This is a genomic window from Rhodococcus spongiicola (genome assembly GCF_004011835.1).
In the GTDB taxonomy this organism is placed as follows: Bacteria; Actinomycetota; Actinomycetes; order Mycobacteriales; family Mycobacteriaceae; genus Prescottella; species Prescottella spongiicola.
In genome coordinates, this window is the sequence record NZ_RKLN01000003.1 from 63,351 (window position 1) to 80,868 (window position 17,518).

Annotated in this window: 6 protein-coding genes; all 6 read left to right on the plus strand. The window is 68.8% G+C overall.

Features of this window, described 5'->3' with window-relative positions; all coding sequences use genetic code 11:
* Positions 1–57: 57 nt before the first annotated feature.
* From pglW to brxD, 6 genes are read left to right on the plus strand one after another with little or no spacing between them, the layout of a single operon-like run.
* Positions 58–4,311, plus strand: coding sequence for a BREX system serine/threonine kinase PglW (gene pglW / locus EF834_RS08525; RefSeq protein ID WP_127946803.1), 4,254 nt, complete (start codon positions 58–60; stop codon positions 4,309–4,311).
* Entirely contained in the window at positions 4,311–7,901 is a 3,591-nt protein-coding gene (gene pglX / locus EF834_RS08530) for a BREX-2 system adenine-specific DNA-methyltransferase PglX (RefSeq protein ID WP_127946804.1), read from the plus strand. Before pglW ends, pglX begins: the two co-directional genes overlap by 1 nt.
* A complete protein-coding gene (locus tag EF834_RS08535) occupies positions 7,898–9,769 on the plus strand; it encodes a DUF262 domain-containing protein (protein WP_127946805.1) in 1,872 nt (623 codons plus the stop codon). Before pglX ends, EF834_RS08535 begins: the two co-directional genes overlap by 4 nt.
* On the plus strand, positions 9,766–13,464 hold the full coding sequence (locus tag EF834_RS08540; protein WP_127946806.1) for a DUF6079 family protein: 3,699 nt from the start codon (positions 9,766–9,768) through the stop codon (positions 13,462–13,464). The genes EF834_RS08535 and EF834_RS08540 overlap by 4 nt, the downstream gene beginning before the upstream one ends.
* Positions 13,461–16,139, plus strand: a complete 2,679-nt coding sequence (gene pglZ / locus EF834_RS08545) for a BREX-2 system phosphatase PglZ (protein ID WP_127946807.1) — start codon at positions 13,461–13,463, stop codon at positions 16,137–16,139. Before EF834_RS08540 ends, pglZ begins: the two co-directional genes overlap by 4 nt.
* Positions 16,136–17,425, plus strand: a complete 1,290-nt coding sequence (gene brxD / locus EF834_RS08550) for a BREX system ATP-binding protein BrxD (protein WP_127946808.1) — start codon at positions 16,136–16,138, stop codon at positions 17,423–17,425. The genes pglZ and brxD overlap by 4 nt, the downstream gene beginning before the upstream one ends.
* The last annotated feature ends 93 nt before the right edge of the window (positions 17,426–17,518 follow it).

Genomic DNA, 17,518 nt, shown 5'->3' on the forward strand with positions numbered 1-17,518 from the left:
CGCCACCACGGTCTACATTGACCGGGCGACATTTCGGATCTCTGGGGAGTGTGATCAGTGCAGGACGGCCGGTGGGTAGAGATCTCACCTTCGCAGTTTGATCACGAGACGAAGGGCCTGGACTGGATCAAGCAACTCCTGCCCGACGCGCCGCCGTTCCGTGCCTGGTCGAATTTCGAGTTCCGGGACAGCCGCGGCCGCTGGCACGAGGTGGACCTGCTGGTCCTCGCGCGGGACACGCTGTACCTGATCGAACTCAAGTACTACAGCGGCACGTTGCGCGGCAACGATCACGTGTGGAGCCGGGGCGGGCACCGGTCGGAGGACTCGCCGCTGCTGCTCGCCCGGCGCAAGGCGCAGTACTTCTCCTCGTTGCTCAAGGACCGGCTGGCGGAGAAGACTGGCAGCAAGGTCCCCAAGGGCGCGATCCCGTACGTGCAGGAGCTGGTGTTCCTGCATCATCCCGGCCTGGTGTGCGAGCTGCCGGCCAGTTCGGCGATCAACCTGTACGGCATCGACGGCAACGAGAGGACCAGCCGCCTGCCGGGCATCGGCGAGCGCCTACTGGCACCGCCCACGCGCCAACCGGTCAGTGAGCAGAAGTCCTTGCTGATCCGGGATCTCATGACGGCGATCGGGTTGGCCCCGCGGCGTCAGCGGGAGCTGGGGTCGTGGGTGATCGACGAGCACCCGCTCGGGGACGGTGAGGGCTGGCAGGACTGGCCGGCCTTCCATCATGTCGACATGGAGCGCCACGCGCGCATCCGCTTCTACCTGCCGCGACCGGGCGCGACACCGGCGGAGGAGCACGAGCGGGTCCGCGCCGTCGAGCACGAGTACCGGCTGCTGGCGCGGCTGCGCCACGACGGCCTGCAAGTGCCGGTGGATGTGGTCAAGGACAAGGAACTCGGCATCGGCCTGGTGTTCACGCAGTCCAAGGGCGACGTCCGGCTGGACCTGTGGCTCGCCGATCACCGCGCGGCTCTCAGTCTGGAGGGCCAGCTCGAGCTGATCGCCGAGGTGGCTGAGATCGTGCAGTACGCGCACCGGCACCGGGTGGTGCACCGCACCCTGAATCCGCGCGCGATCGTGGTGCGCGAGCGTGCGGGATCGCCGCAGCCGCAGGTCACCGACTGGGACAGCGCCGGGGTGCTGCCGGCGAATGCGGAGACCGGTGTGACCCGGCTGTCCGCCGGCCCGTTGAGCCTGATGGCCGGTGCTCTCAGCGACCAGGCGCGATTGTTCGCGGCTCCCGAGGGCGCAAAGCCCGCCGACCCGGCCCGGATGGACGTGTTCGGCTTGGGCGCGCTCGCCTTCTACCTGGTGGCCGGGGGCAAGGCGCTGGCCACCGAGCGGGGCGAGTTGATCGACCGGCTGCGCCGAGACCGAGGCCTGGACCTGGCAGCGGACCTGCCGCAGGTGCCGTCACCGCTGCGGCAGCTGGTGCTCGACGCCACGCACCCGAGCCCGGCCGACCGGATCGGCACGGTCGCCGAACTGCTCGAACGGATCGAAGAGGTTCGGCGCGAGTTGATCGGCTCCGAATCCGAATCCGATCCGCTCGAGGCCGGCCCCGGCGACGAACTCGGCGACGGCCGGTTCGAATTCAAGCGGCGGCTCGGGTCTGGGTCGACGGCGGTGGGCATCCTGGTGATCGACCGCAAGGCGGGCGACGCGCAGCGGGTGCTGAAGGTGGCGCGCGACGACGAGGCCGCGGTGCGGTTGCGGGCCGAGGCGCAGGTACTCGGCAAGCTCAACGATCCGCGGATCGTCCAGCTCGCCTCGGAAGAGTCCGTCGGCGGCCGGACGGTACTGGTGGTTCAGTATGCGGGCAGCACCACGCTGGCGGAGGAGTTGGCCGCGAAGGGTGGTCGGCTCTCGATCGACTTGCTCGAGCGGTGGGGCACCGACCTGCTGCGGGCGCTGGTCGCGCTCGAACGTGCCGGGGTGATGCACCGCGACCTCAAGCCGTCGAACCTCGGCGTGTTTGCGTCGAGTTCGCGCGCCGATGCACACCTGCTGATGTTCGACTTCTCGATGGCCGGCGTGGACCCCCGCAATATCGAAGCCGGTACCCCGCCATACCTGGATCCGTTCCTGGGCACTGGTGGGCGACGCCAGTACGACACGGCCGCCGAGCGGTACGGCGCCGCGGTGGTGCTGTTCGAGATGGCCACCGGCGCCGCGCCCCTGTACGGCCCTGACCCGCAGGCGAATCCGGCCACCGTCGACGACGACGTGACGGTGGCGCCGACCATGTTCGAGTCGGCGGTCGCGGACGGGCTCACCAGCTTCTTCGCAGCGGCGCTGTCGCGGGAGGCGTTGGCTCGCCCGGACACGGCCGAGGATATGTTGCGGGCGTGGCAGCGGGTGTTCACCGATCTGGATGCGGCCCCGACCGCTCCGACCAAGACCCCCGTGAAGGTGAGCGCGACAACGCCGCTCGCTGCAGCCGGTTTGAGCGCTCGTGCGGTGTCGGCGTTGGCGGCCGCGCAGGTGACCACGGTCGGCGAGTTGCTGGCGCTGGATTCGACCCGCCTGAACCGGCTGGTGGCGAAGGAGGCGAAGGCCACCCGCACCGAGATCCGGGACCGGCATCGGGCGTGGGCCAAGCAGTTCACGACGAAGGGTGCCCGCGCGCAGAGGGTTTCCGGCGCGGGGCAGGGGCTGTTAGGCCTGGACGACGCGGTGTCATTGCTGCTCGCCGCCGTCGGGAAGGGTCGGGCGAGCACCCGGCGCGAGGCCGCCGAGTTGCTGCTGGGCACACGCGGCGCGCTGGACGCGTTCGCCAGCGGTGCAGAGCTGGCGGCGGCGCTGGACAAGACGGCCCCGCGTGGGCATCAGCTGCTCAAGGAGCTGCAGGCCGACTGGGCGGAGAATCCGGCCGCGCGGAATCTCCTCGACGACCTGATCGACATGGTCCAGCAGGTGCTGCGCGACTCGGGTGGCGTGGCGGCGATCTCTTCGCTCACCGCGGAGATCCGCGGGTCTCTGCCGGAGGCGCCCGCCGCGGCCTCGGATGCGGCGGCGCCGCAGTTGGCGGAACGCACCGCGGCTGGGCTGCTGCGGGTGGCGTTCGACCGGCTCACCGAGCACGAGACCGCCGAGGGCGCCCGCCGACTGACCCGGCGGCGCCACGAGGGTCGGCTGGCGCTGGTCGCGGACGACGAAATGCTGCTTGCCGGCGCCGAGGCCGCGGCCAAGCGGGCCGACAAACTGGTTGACGGTTCCTCAGGGGCGGCAGGTGGTGTGGTGCCGGCAGGCACGGCGGCGCGGGAGCTGCGGGCGGCGTTCGCCGACGCCTTTGCTGCCGGCGCCGGACCCGAGGCGCGGGTGCCGCTGCCGCCCGATCCGCGGCTGATCCGGCTGGCCGCGGCCACCTCCCGGCACGCGGCGGTATCCGGGCGGGGTGAACTTCATGCGCGCAGCCTCGGCCCGTCGGAGGCGCTGCGCCTGGCGTTGGCGGGGCTGGCGCAGACCGAGTCGCTGACGCCGGCAGAGGTGCGGGCGCGTGTCGCGGCCCGCTTCCCGGAGCTCGACCGGCTGCCGGGGCGTCCGGCACTGGATGCGCACGTCGAGCGGGCCGGGCTGGGCCTCGAGTGGGACGGCACAGGCTACCGCTACGAGAACGCGGCCCCGGCGAGCGAGACGTCGCTGCACACCCGCGCCGGCACACGCACCGGTCCGTCCCCGGAGGCAGCCGCCGGCACGTGGGCGGGCACCGATGGGACGGCGCAGCAGGCGATACTGGCGGCGTCGCTGCGAGAGAACGGCTTCCTCGCCATCGGAGTGCCGGTGCACCGGCCGGGTGAGCACATCGCCGCCGCACACGCGTTGGCGCGTGCACACGACGGCCAGATGCTGGACGTGACCGGCGAGATCGTCAGCGCGATGCGCGAGTTCGCAGCAGCGCAGGGTCTGCCCTGGGATCTCGTGCGCGGCGCCGACGCGGCCGCCGAAGGCAGCCGAGATGCCCGCGGACTGCGCGCGGTGCTGGACCGGGTTATGCCGGCGCTGCGGACCCGGCTGGAAGAGCAGGTCTTCGGCGACCAGAACCCCTCCGGCGGCGAGCGTCCGCTGATCCTGACCGAGGTCTCGCCGCTGGCCCGGTACGGCTACCTGGATGTACTGGCGCGGCTCAGTGACCTGTCGGCGCCCCGGAGGCGGCCGGTGTGGGTGGTGCTGCCGCAGCTGCGGGGGCAGCGTGGCGCGCTGGTGGACGGCAAGCCGATCCAATTGGGTTCGCCCGGTGGACAGTTCGTGGTGTGGTCGGCGGAGCCGACACGCGAGACAGAGAGCGAGAAGGTGTGATGGCGGGTTTCTCCGCGACCGATCTGGTTAAGGCCCTGCGCAGGCAGGTGACGGTGCTGGAGGACGACCTGCGGGCCCGCGTGGACGGTGCCGACGTGGATGCGCGCCAGCCCGAGGTGGGGGAACGCTGGCGCGCCGAGCACACGGCCGCGTTGAAGGCGCAGCGCACCGCGGCGTCGTGGCAGGCGTGGCGCGACGAGCGGGTCACCCAGGCGGCGGTGGCGTGGGTGCTGCTGACGGTGTTCGCCCGCTACTGCGAGGACCACGCGCTGGTGTCGAGGGCGTGGATCGGCGGCCCGGACCCGGATGCGCGCCAGCAGGCCCTCGACGCCCGCCGCGCCTACTTCACCGCAAATCCCGAGGACACCGACCGGGAGTGGCTGGGCACGATCATCGAGCATTTCGCAGGGCTCGACGCTACCCGTGGCGTGGTGGATTCGTACTCGCCGCTGCACCAGGTGGCACCATCGGGTGACGCGGCCCGGGTGCTGCTCGAATTCTGGTGGGACAAGGACGCCTCCGGCGAACCCCTGTGGAGCTTCACGGGCGTGGACACCCGCTTCCTGGGTGACGTCTACCAGGACCTGTCCGAGTTCGCGAAGAAGACGTACGCGCTGCTGCAGACCCCGGAGTTCGTGGAGGAGTTCATCCTCGACCAGACCCTCGAACCGGCGCTGGCCGAGCGGCCGCTCGAGGGCTTCACCGTGATCGACCCGACCTGCGGCAGTGGTCACTTCCTTCTCGGCGCCTTCCACAGGCTGCTGGAGCGCTGGCAGCGTGAGGCGCCGGCCCTCGGTCCGCGGGTGCTAGTGCAGAAGGCGCTGTCGTCGGTGTATGGCGTGGACATCAACCCGTTCGCCGTTGCGATCGCCCGATTCCGGCTCATGGTCGCGGCGCTGGATGCGAGCGGGGACAAGTCGATCGAGAAGCTCATCGACATCGAGTTGAACCTGGCTGCAGGTGACTCGCTGCTGTGGGGTGCCCGGCAGCAGGCGATCAGCGACGACCTGTGGTCCGCGGGCCAGGAGCAGATGGTACTCGCGACGGAGAACGCCGAGGCGCTGAAGGCGATCCTGCAGCGCGAACATGATGTGGTGGTGGGCAATCCGCCGTACATCACTGTCAAGGACGCCGCGCTGAATCAGACGTACCGTCAGCTCTACTCGACCTGCCATCGTCAGTATGCGTTGACGGTGCCGTTCATGGAACTGTTCTTCGACCTCGCCAAGAACGATTCCGACGGTAAGCCCGGCTGGGTCGGGCAGATCACCTCCAACTCGTTCATGAAGCGGGAGTTCGGGTCCAAGCTAATCGAGCAGTTCCTCAGCACCCGTGACCTGAAGCGGGTCATCGACACGTCTGGTGCGTACATTCCCGGGCACGGAACGCCCACGGTGATTCTTGTGGGCCGCAACCGTTCTCCTGTTGGCGAGACCGTTCGGGCTGTGCTCGGCGTGCGCGGTGAACCGGGCCGGCCGGATGATCCCTCGCAGGGTGTTGTGTGGTCGGCGATTGTCGACCATATCGCCGAAGCCAGGTTCGACAACGGCTGGATAAGCGTGGCCGAGTTGGATCGGGGGGCTCTACTCAAGCACCCATGGAGCCTCACAGGTGGTGGTGCAGTCACACTTCTCGCTCAAGTCGAGAGTGCTCAAACAAAGAAACTCGAAACCGTCACAACTTCAGTCGGTTTCGGAGCGGTCACCCGCGAGGACGCGGCATACATGGTCGGAGACGGGCCGCTGAGGCGTGCAGGGATTCCCCACACACTCAGAAAGCAACTCGTTGAGGGCGATAAGGTCCGAGAGTGGGCAGTGCATGACGCCTCCATGTCGCTCTGGCCGTACGACGAGTCGACGCTCAAGGCAACATCAGAACCGCATCTCGAGCAGTTCCTGTGGCCGTACCGCACGCAGCTCAGCAGTCGCGTCGCCTATGGCCTGACCCAGATCGAGCGTGAATTAGAGTGGTACGAGTACTCGATGTTCTTCAAGGACCGCTACCGAACCCCCTTGTCAATCACCTTTGCCGCGATCTCGACCGACAATCACTTCGCTCTGCGAAGCCGGGGCGAGGTTTTCAAAGACTCAGCCCCAGTGATCAAACTTCCGGAGGGGGCGAGTGAGGACGAGCACTTGCGGCTGCTCGGGTTGCTGAACAGTTCGGTGGCGTGCTTCTGGCTCAAGCAGAACTGTCAGAACAAGGCAGGTGGTGGAATCGGCCGAGGCGATTCGGATGAGCATTGGGAACAGCGGTACCAGTTCAATGGTACTAAGGTTCAGAACTTCCCCCTCCCATCGTCCTCCCCGCTCGCCCGCGCCCGTACCCTCGACGTTCTCGCGCAGGAACTTGCCGCGCGCACCCCGGCCGCGCTCGCCACGACCACGACTCCGACCGCCGAGGCCCTGGAGTTGGCGCACAAGGAATCCGAGCGCATCCGTGCGTTGATGATCGCGCACCAGGAGGAACTCGACTGGGAGTGCTACCGGCTCTATGGACTCGTCGACGAAGATCTCACCTACCAAGGTGACCTTCCGGGCATTGCCCTGGGGGAGCGTACCTTCGAGATCGTTCTCGCCCGTGCGGTTGAACGCGGTGAGCACACCGCGTGGTTCGAACGGCACCGCTCCACCCCGGTCACCGGGATTCCCGCGCACCTGCCCGCCGAATACCAGGCCCTCGTCCAGCGCCGCCTTGACGTCATCGCGTCGAACCCCGGCATTCGGCTACTGGAGAAGCCGGAACACAAGCGCCGGTGGGCGATCGAACCGTGGGACAAGCGCGTCACCGAAGCCCTGCGCGACTGGCTGCTCGACCGGGTCGAGAGCCGTGATCTGTGGTTCGAGGATGGGCACCCCACCCCGCGTAGCGTCGCGCAACTCGCCGACAGGCTCGACCGAGACGAGGACTACCGGCAAGTGCTGCGTCTGTGGGCAGGCATCCCCGACGTGTCCACCTCGGCCGCGCTCGCGAAACTCCTGGACGAGGAGGGTGTGCCGTACCTCGCCGCGCTGCGGTACAAGCCATCCGGCCTGACCAAACGGGAAGCCTGGGAGCACACCTGGGATCTGCAGCGTCGCGAGGATGCCGGAGAGAAGCTGGATGCGCCAATCCCTGTGCCGCCCAGATACAAGTCCAGCGACTTCCTCAAGACGTCGTACTGGGCGCGGCGCGGCAGGCTCGACGTGCCAAAGGAACGGTTCGTCTCCTATCCGAATGCGAACCGCGACACCGACCCGACGATGCTGCTCGGCTGGGCAGGCTGGGACCACGCCGAGCAGGCCCTGGCCCTAGCCGGCCTCGTCGACGAGCGCATCGACGGCGAAGGCTGGGACCAGGCCAGCCCCGACAAACTCGTCCCCATGCTCGCCGGACTCGCCGAACTGCTGCCGTGGTTGCGGCAGTGGCACGGCGAGATCGACCCCGAATTCGGTGAATCCGTCGCCGACACCATCGACGAAGTCCTGCGCTCCCGAAGCGCCGAAATCGGCGTCACCGCCGACGACCTCGCCGCGTGGCGTCCCCCGACCACCACCCGCGGCCGCGGCCGCACCAGCAAGAAATCTACAAAGGAGAACACCTCAGCATGAGCAGCATCACGCCGCACTACCGCACGATCACGGAGCTGCTGCAGAGCCGGTCATTCTCCATCGACGAGTACCAGCGCGAGTACAAGTGGGAACGCACCAACATCGAAGAACTCGTCACCGACCTCCAGAACAAGTTCGAGGCATCCTACTCGGAGGGTGACTCGCCGAAGAAGGCCGGCGAGTACGCCGACTACTTCCTCGGCTCGATCATCGTCACCGAACGCAACAACAAGAGTTACCTCGTCGACGGTCAGCAGCGTGTCACGTCGCTGACCCTGTTGCTGATCCACCTGTACAGGGAGGCGAAGGAACGTGGCCTGAGCGTCGCGTCCACCATCGAGCCGCTGATCTTCTCCGACGACTTCGGTGAGCAGAGCTTCAACCTTGCCATTCCCGAGCGGGTGCCGGTGATCCAGGCTCTGTTCAACGGCGAGGACTACAACACCGACGGCAAAGAGGAGTCGATCCGCACCATCGTCGACAGGTTCCGGGACATCGAGAACCTCGACCTTGCGGATGACCTCGGCGCGGGCTTCGAAACCTTTGTGTATTGGCTGCTGCGCCGTGTCGGGCTCATCGAGATCGCCACTGCCTCTGACGTGCAGGCGTATTCGATCTTCGAGACCATGAACGACCGCGGCAAGCCGCTGAGCCCGGTCGACATGCTCAAGGCGTATCTGCTTGCGCCGATCGACTCCTCGGACGGCCGCAGCAACGCGAACCGGGTGTGGAAGCACACGGTCCTGGATCTGATCGCCTGGGAGCCTGATCCCGATGCCGAACGCGACTCTGCCTGCATCAAGGCGTGGCTCCGCGCGCAGTACGCGGATGGCACCCGCGACCGCAGGGCGGGCGCGACGGACAAGGACTGGGAACTGATCGGCTCCGCATTCCATCGGTGGTTGCGCGACAACGAGAAGCGGGTCGGCGCCGGAGGTGCGCAGCAGAACCTACGGATCATGACCGAAGAGTTCCCGTTCTTCGCGCGTGCGTACCGAATGATCCTCGAGGCGAGCCGCACCTACACCCCGGGGCTGCGTTCCGTGTTCTACAACGCGCACAACGACTTCACCTGGCAGACCACTGTGCTGCTGGCGCCCTTGTGTGCCGAGGACGACGACGAGACCGTCCGCCGCAAGATCGAGGCCGTCGCCGCCTATCTCGACATCTGGATCATGCGCCGCACCGTCAACTACATCCGCGTCGGCTATTCCACCGTGAGCTATGCGATGTGGCTGCTGTGCCGCGACATCCGCCGCAAGCCACTCGACGAACTGATCGACATCCTCAGTGAGAAGTTGCGCACCGACGACGTGACTTTCGAAGGCAGCGCCAGCAAGGGGCGCATCGGTATTGCCGATCTGCGCCTGAACCAGTTCAGCCGCCGCTACATCTACCACCTGCTTGCGCGCATCACCGCCTACGTCGAGACCGGTGCCGGTCAGGCCGACCAGTTCGACAGTTACGTCAACCGCAGCCAGAAGAACCCGTACGACATCGAGCACGTGCGCTCCGACAGCTACGACAGGGACGGCGCCGAGTTCGAGTCCGAACAGGACTTCGACGCCTGGCGCAACGACGTCTCGGGGCTGGTGCTGCTTCGCGCCGACGTGAACCGCAGCCTGCAGGACAAGTGCTTCGCGGACAAGGCGCCGCACTACGCGAAGCAGAACGTCTACGCCGCCAGCTTCACCGCGTCGGCCTACGAGCACCAGCCACAGTTCGCCAAGTTCCGGGATGTGGAGGAACTGCCGTTCCGGTCGTTCGAAGAGTTCGGCAAGGCGGAGCAGGAGGAGCGCAGCGCACTCGTCCTTGCCCTCGCCAACAAGATCTGGTCCCCCGCTCGACTGGAGGAACTGCGACCATGAGCACCCTGCTGCGGGACGTCATCGACATCCCCGAACGCACCGGCGCCGACGACTACGTGCTGCGCCTGACCGACAGCACCGACGACGACGCGCACATCCGCTCCACGTTGGGCGCCTACGTGCTCACCGACTCGCTGCGCGAGAACTTCTTGGCCGCACTCGATCTCGTCGCCAACGCGATCGACAACAACACCTCCCGCGCCGCGTTCCTCACCGGCTCGTTCGGCTCCGGTAAGTCGCACTTCATGGCCGTGTTGTACGCGCTACTCGGCAACCATGCGGCCGCCCGCACCGCCCAGTACACCGCACTGACCGGCCACTACGACCAGGTGCTCGCCGGAAAGAAGGTTCTCCGGCTCACCTACCACCTGCTCGGCGCGAACTCGTTGGAAGAGGCCATCCTCCGCGGCTACCTCCAGCAGATCGCCCGGCTGCACCCGGACGCGCCGCTGCCGGCCGTCCACGTCACCGACACCCTCCTCCGTGACGCCGAGAACCTGCGTGCCCGCATCGGCGACACCGCGTTCCTCGACGGACTCGGCGGCGAGGGCACCGGCGACGACGCCTGGGGTGGGCTGCTCGGCGGCAGCGGTTGGGACCTCGATCGCTACGACGCCGCCCGCCAAGCACCGGCGGAGGACCCGCGCCGCGCCGAACTGGTCTCCGCTCTCGTCCGCAGCTATTTCGGCCACTTCGTCGAGCAGGCCGAGTACCTCGACCTCGACCGCGGCCTGGTCGCGATCACCGAGCACGCCAAGAGCCTCGGCTACGACGCGACCGTCCTGTTCCTCGACGAGCTCGTGCTGTGGCTGGCGTTCTCCGTGCGCGACAACGCGTTCTTCGCCCGCGAATCGCAGAAGATCACCAAGCTCGTCGAATCGTCCGGCACCCAGCGGCCCATCCCGCTGATCTCGTTCGTCTCCCGGCAGATGGACCTGCGCAAGTGGTTCGCCGACGCGGGCGCCTCCGGCGCCGAGCAGGAAGCCCTCGACCGCGCCTTCCACTACCAGAAGGAACGCTTCCGGGAGATCGCGCTCGGTGACGACAACCTCGCCGAGGTGGCGCACGCCCGCCTGCTGCGCCCCCGGGACGACGAAGCCGAGGCCGTCCTCACGGAGGCGTTCCGGTCCGTCAGTCGCACCCCCGACGTGTGGGACGTGCTGCGCGACTCGATGAACACCTCCGACGAGCACGGCGGCGCCTCCGAACGCGAATTCCAGCTCACCTACCCGTTCTCCCCGGCCCTCGTCGCAACCCTGCGGAACCTGTCGTCGGTGATGCAGCGCGAACGCACCGCCCTCAAGGTGATGCAGCGGATGCTCGTCGACCGGCGCGACACCCTCACCACCGCCGACCTCATCCCCGTCGGCGATGCGTTCGACTACATCGTCGAGGGAAATACCCCTATCGACTCCCACGCCGGCACCATGTTCACCGCCGCCTCCGAGCTGTACCGCGGCAAGCTGCTGCCGCTGCTGCTGCGCAGCCACAACCTCACCGAGGAACAGCTCGCCACCACAACCGAGTCCGATCTGCAGGGTTTCCGGGCCCACGAGCGCATCGCCAAGACCCTGCTGCTGTCCGCGGTCGCGCCCAAGGTGCCGGCGCTACGGGAGATCACAGCCAAGCGTCTGGCCGCACTCAACCACGGCTCCATCAAGTCACGCCTGCGCGGTGGCGAGGCCCGCGTGGTGCTCGGGGTGGTCCGCGAATGGACCAAGGACGTACCCGAGATCAGCGTCTCCGAGGGCGCCGACCCGATCATCCGGGTCCAGCTCGCCGACGTCGACTACCAGTCCGTTCTCGAACGCGTCCGCGGCGAAGACAACCCCGGCCGCCGGCGCGTCCTGATCCGCACGCTCGTCCACCGCGCGCTCGGGGTCGCCACCAACCAGGACGACCTCGCCGGCGGCGCCTCACGCACCATCGTCTGGCGGGGCTCCCGCCGCGAGGTCGACGTGGTGTTCGGCAACGTCCGCGATGCCTCCTCGTTGCCCGAGCAGAACTTCGACAACCGGCCGGGCACCTGGCGGCTCGTCGTCGACTACCCGTTCGACGAACAGAACTTCTCCGCCGCCGACGACATCGCCCGCATCGACCGCCTTCTCGCCGGTGGCGACCGGCACACCATCGTGTGGCTGCCGCGCTTCTTCTCCGAGACCGCGATGAACGACCTGGCGCTCCTGGTCAAACTCGACTGGCTGTTCACCGGCAGTGGAGACCGCTGGCAGGAGAACTCCGACCACCTGTCCGCCTCCGATCGGGCGCAGGCCCGCGGCATCCTCGAGAACCTGTACCGCGGCACCCTCGCCGCGTTCGAGAGGCTACTCGAGCAGGCGTACGGCATCGAGGCCATCGACCCCAAGCGGTTCGTGGACGATCCCGGTCACACCGAGGTTCTGGTCTCGTTGAGCAAGGACTTCAGCCCCAAGCTGCCGGCCGCGAACACGCTCGAGGTCGCTTTCGGCAAGGTAATCGACCAGGCCTTCACAGCTTTGTACCCGAGCCACCCGCAGTACCCGGCCCCGGACGAGGAGGTGACCGTCCGCCAGTACGAGATCGTCCGCGACTACGTCGAGAAGGCCGCCACCGACCCCAACGGGCGCGTGCCCACCCTGCCCGGACCCGACCGCAAGGCCGTCCAGCGGATCGCCGGTCCCCTCAAGGTCGGCAAGGCCACCGAAGACCACTACCTGTTCGGGGAGGACACGTTCGCGTTCTGGGCCGGGGAACTCGACCGCGCCGCCGCCGAACACGATCCCGTCACCGTCGGAGCGCTCCAGCGCCGCATCGATGCGCTCAGCCCCGCCTGGGGCCTGCGACCGGACGCGCGGGATCTGGTGGTCGCCGCGTGGGCGCTGCTGCGCAAGCGGGCCTGGTTCGAGGCTGGCTCGCCGGTCACCCCGCCCAAGCTCGGCGCCCTGCGCGAGAACATCGAACTGCGCGCTGAACAGTTGCCCGAGCAGCAGGCCTGGGACACCGCCCGCCGACACGCCACCGACCTGTTCGGGTACACGATGCCGCGCACCTACCTCACCGGCGCCAACGTCGCCGAGTTCGCGCAGACCGTGCGGGCCAAGGCAGGGGATAAGCTCACCGATCTGCGGGGGCTGATCGAACGGCTCGATGCCGCGCACACCGTCCTCGCCCTGGACGCGGCCGAAGCGGATCGGCTCAGCGCCGCCCGCGAGCTCGTCGCGTTCCTCGACGCGCTGACCTCTACCGGCGGCAACGTCGCCCTCATCGACATGCTCGCGGGCACGAAGCTCGTCGTTGCGCCGCCAACAGCCGGCCAGTTGCGGGCCGAGGCGGGTCGGGACATGACCGCGCTGCGCACCTTCCAGTGGAAGCTGCTCGACACCGTGGTGGCCGGGGCCGACCAGCCGGGCGCGCGCGGCGACGCCGCGCGGGTGATTCTGAAGAACCTGCGCGAGGTGATCGTGACCCCGGGCCGGTCGCTGTACGACGAACTCTCCCGCGCCGAGAACCGCGTGGTGGACTGGGTGGTCGGAGGGCAAAGGAAACCGGATCCGGTGAAGCCGCCGACCGATGACGGTGAGGATGAGACCGTCGTCGTCAACCCGGACAAGGTGACTCTGCGCAACCTAGGCGACCTCGACGACCTCACCGAGGAACTGCGAAAAGCCATCGAGCAAGACGGTTCCCGCGTGCGCGTGAAGTGGTGGATCGAATGAGCACGCTCACCGCCACCCGGCCGATCATCGCCGCCAAGCTCGCCAAGGCCACCGAAAAGAGGTACCGGCACGGCGTGCTCGGTCTCCGTGCCACCCCCACCTGGGACGGCGGTACCTTCCAGCACGACGGGGTGCCGGTGACCGTCGCAGCGTGCCCGTCCACCCTCGCGGTGTGGGAGGCGCTCGAATCTCGGACCGACGGGCAGTGGCTGGTGATCCTGACCCCGGTCGACGAGAAGGACCTCGGCGACGGGGTGCTCGCTCACCTCGTCGACGGCCGTCTGCTCAGCCCCGACCCGTGGGACGCGCTGCGCTCGACGTTCGCCGCGACCACCATCGAGCCCGCCCTGTACCGGGTGTCCAACGATCGGGCGCTCGCGATCGGGCTGCTCGCCACGATCCCCACCACCGCGATCACGCCCGCACCGGGTGGTGTCCTCACCCGCGGTCACGCGATGGCCGCCGTCGCTTGCGGCGCACTCGCGATGACCGACGACCCGGTCACCGAGATCGACACCCTCGCGATCCTCGAATGGAGCCGGCGCGCCGGTGTCGCCGACGACCTCGCCCGCCTGCGCGCCGACGGCGGCGCCGAACTGGTCGACGCCACCGACTCATGGCTCGCCGAACGCGCTGGACGTCTAGGCCCCGCCGTCACCGCGCTCCTGGCCGCCGGTCGCATCACAGATCTGGTGCCGTTCGGGCTCGTCGCCGGTGTTCTCGCCGACAACGCCCCGGGCGCCGAGTTGGCCCGTGGCATGTTCCTCGGGCGCTACGGCCTCACCGGACTCGGCGTCGACGACCTCGGCGCGTGGTACCGCGACACCGCGGGACTCGTGGTCGGCTCCCTCACCGCCCGCGAACGCCTGAACGTCCTCGAGGCTGCGGCCGCGCACGTACGGGAACTGGGCATCGAGTCCCTGGCTGAGCGCTCCGAACTGCTGCCGCAGGGCCTGACCGCCCGGCTGGATGCGCTCGCGAAGGCGGTCGAGGAGACGCTGTCCGCGGACCCCGACACAGTCCCTGCCGCCGGTACCGTCAACTCCGTGGAAGCGGCGTGGCAGGAGGTGACGCGGCATTTCCTCGCCCGCACCGATCCGTCGTGTCGTGCCGCCGAGGCGACGGTGCGGCTGCTGCGGTGGCTCGCCGTCGACGCCCCGGCGGCCGGCCCCGGAGAAACCACGAGCCTGGCCGAGCTCACCGACCGCTACGTGCAGGCCGACGGCTGGGTGGATGCCGCGCTCGCCGCCGCCCGCCGCGGTGCCGACCACCGTGCACTTGCCGACACCGCGTCCCGGGTCATCGACCGCGTTGCCGCCCGCCGCCGCGGGCACGACCGGCGCTTCGCGGCCGCGCTCGCCGACACCCCGCAACCGACCGGACTCGTCGTCGAACAGGTATTACCTACGGTGGTGCTGCCGCTCGCCAAGGCGCAGCCCACCCTGCTGCTGGTGGTCGACGCGCTGTCGGTGGCCGCGGCCACCGAACTGGCCTCCGCTGCAGCCGAATCCGGGTGGAGCGAGGCGGCGGTGCTGAAATCGTCGCGCCGGACGGGCGCTCTGGCAGTGCTGCCGACGCTCACCCAGCGCAGCCGCTGCTCGCTGCTGACCGGGGACCTGCGCGAGGGCGGGGACGGCGCCGAACGCGCCGGGTTCCTCGACGCGCTGCGTGCGGCCGGGCTCGAGGCCGATGCTGGCCGCTCCGACCCGATCTTCCACAAGAAGGCCCTCGACACCGTGCCCGCGGGCGCAGACCTGGCTACCGAGGTCGCCAACGCGATCGCCGACACCGAGGGCAGGCCGCTGGTGGCGGCGGTGCTCAACTACGTCGACGACACTCTTCACCACACCGATCCCGGCGGAACCGTGTGGGCCGTGGACACCATCACCCATCTGCGTCCGTTGCTCCAAGCGGCGCAGCGCGCCGGCCGCGCGGTGATCGTCACCTCTGATCACGGGCACATCATCGAACGCCGCGACTCCGTCAAGCGTGAAAGGTCGAACCTGTACGGGCAGCGGGCACACGGCGACCTCGACTGCGTCGAGGACGGGGAGATCGTGGTCCGTGGGCCGCGGGTGCTCACCGACAGCGGGGCGGTGGTCCTCGCCGTCGACGAGACCGTCCGCTACGGGTCCGTCAACGCCGGCTACCACGGCGGCGCCAGCCCCGCCGAGGCGGTAGTGCCGGTGCTCGCCCTGTACACGGGGGAGATACCGGAGCCCTTGAGCTCGCTCGACCCGGTCGAGCCGCAATGGTGGCACACCCCGGTCGACGTGGACGCGCCCCCGCCGGTGCCGATGTCCTCTCACGCCCCCGAGCAGGCCGCACCCACCCTGTTCGACGCCGAGGAGTCGGCCCCCGAGACCGGGGGTGTTGCCGAGCAGGTGCTGGCGACGAAGGTGTTCGCCGACCAGATCCGCTTGGCCGGGCGAATCGTGGTGCGTGAGCAGCAGATTCGGACGTTGCTTGCCGCCCTGCTGGCGGCGCCGGCGCGGGAGCTGACCACCGCACGGGCCGCCGCGATCCTCGGTCTCGCCCCTTCCCGTGTTGGGGGTGCCCTGCTGCAGATCAAGCGGGTGCTCGACGTCGAGGGCTACGAGGTGCTGCTGCTGGGCGGCGGTGTCGTCGGGGTCGACGAGGCGGCGCTGCGTGAGCAATTCGGGATCGGGCCGTGAGTGCCCCGGTCTCGCCGCGTCGGCGCCGGGAGATCCTCGACGCGCTACGTCGGGGCACCGTGCCCTCCAACGGGCTCGACCAGTTGGCGGTCGGACTCGGCCGCTTCGAGACCGAACTCGACGCCGAACTGTCCGTGGTCGCCGCCGGCGGCGCGATGTTCAAGGCGGTGCGCGGCGACTACGGGTCCGGTAAGACGTTCTTCGCCCGCTGGCTCGCCGACCGCGCGACCAAACGCGGGTTCGCGGTGGCCGAGGTGCAGATCAACGAGATCGACACCCCGCTGCACAAGCTCGAGACCGTCTACCGGCGCAGCATCGAATCGCTGCACACCGCCTCCATCCCGCCGTCCGCGCTGCGCCCGATCCTCGACGCCTGGCTGTTCACCATCGAGGACGACGCCGCCGGGCAGGGCGTGAGCGTCGACGAGCTACTCGAGCGTCGCCTCACCGACGTCGCCACCCGGGCGCCGGTGTTCCCGATGGCCATCCGCGCGTACCGCAGGATGGTCGCCGAGGGCGACAACGACGGCGCCGACGGCCTCGTTGCTTGGCTCGGCGGCCAACCGCACGTCGCGGCGGCGGTCAAACGTCGGGCCGGGATCAAGGGCGACCTCGACCACTTCCTCGCGCTCGGATTCCTCCGCGGTCTGCTCGCGGTCCTCGCCGACGCTGGGAACGCCGGGCTGGTGCTGGTGCTCGACGAGGTGGAAACCCTGCAGCGGGTCCGCTCCGACGCCCGCGCCAAGGCCCTGAACGCGCTGCGGCAGCTGGTCGACGAGGTCCACGACGGGCACTTCCCGGGTCTGTACCTGCTGATCACCGGTACGCCCGCCTTCTTCGAGGGCCGGCAGGGCATCCAATTGCTGCCCCCGCTGGCTGATCGTCTGCACACCGACTTCTCCCGCGACCCGCGGTTCGACAACCCGCGCGCACCCCAGCTGCGGCTGACCGGCTTCGATTTGGACCGGCTCGTCGAACTCGGCGGCAGGGTGCGTGAATTGTTCTGCACCGGAATCGAATCCGCAGATCGGGTTCGGACGACAGCTGGCGACGAGTTCCTGCGACGATTCGCCGCGGCGGTAGCCGGCGGGCTCGGCGGTCGGGTCGGTATCGCCCCGCGGTTGTTCCTGCGCAAACTCGTCGACGTGCTGGATGTGATCGAACTGCACCCGGAGTTCGACCCGTACACCGACTACGAGGTGAAGATCGCAGCATCGGAGCTGTCCGACGCCGAACGGGAGGCGGTCTCGGCGGACGACGTCGAGCTGGATATCCAACCGAACTGAAGCGGTGCCCGAATCCCCTCGCCGAACTGCGCGCGGAAACCGGCATCACCGTGCTATCGATCCCGCTGCTCAGGGGCTCGCGGCGGGCGAACG

Excerpts from the sequence above, each read along its gene's own strand:
- pglX (WP_127946804.1), top strand. The coding sequence starts at position 4,311 with ATGGCGGGTTTCTCCGCGACCGATCTGGTTAAGGCCCTGCGCAGGCAG.
- EF834_RS08535 (WP_127946805.1), top strand. The coding sequence starts at position 7,898 with ATGAGCAGCATCACGCCGCACTACCGCACGATCACGGAGCTGCTGCAG.
- EF834_RS08540 (WP_127946806.1), top strand. The coding sequence starts at position 9,766 with ATGAGCACCCTGCTGCGGGACGTCATCGACATCCCCGAACGCACCGGC.
- pglZ (WP_127946807.1), top strand. The coding sequence starts at position 13,461 with ATGAGCACGCTCACCGCCACCCGGCCGATCATCGCCGCCAAGCTCGCC.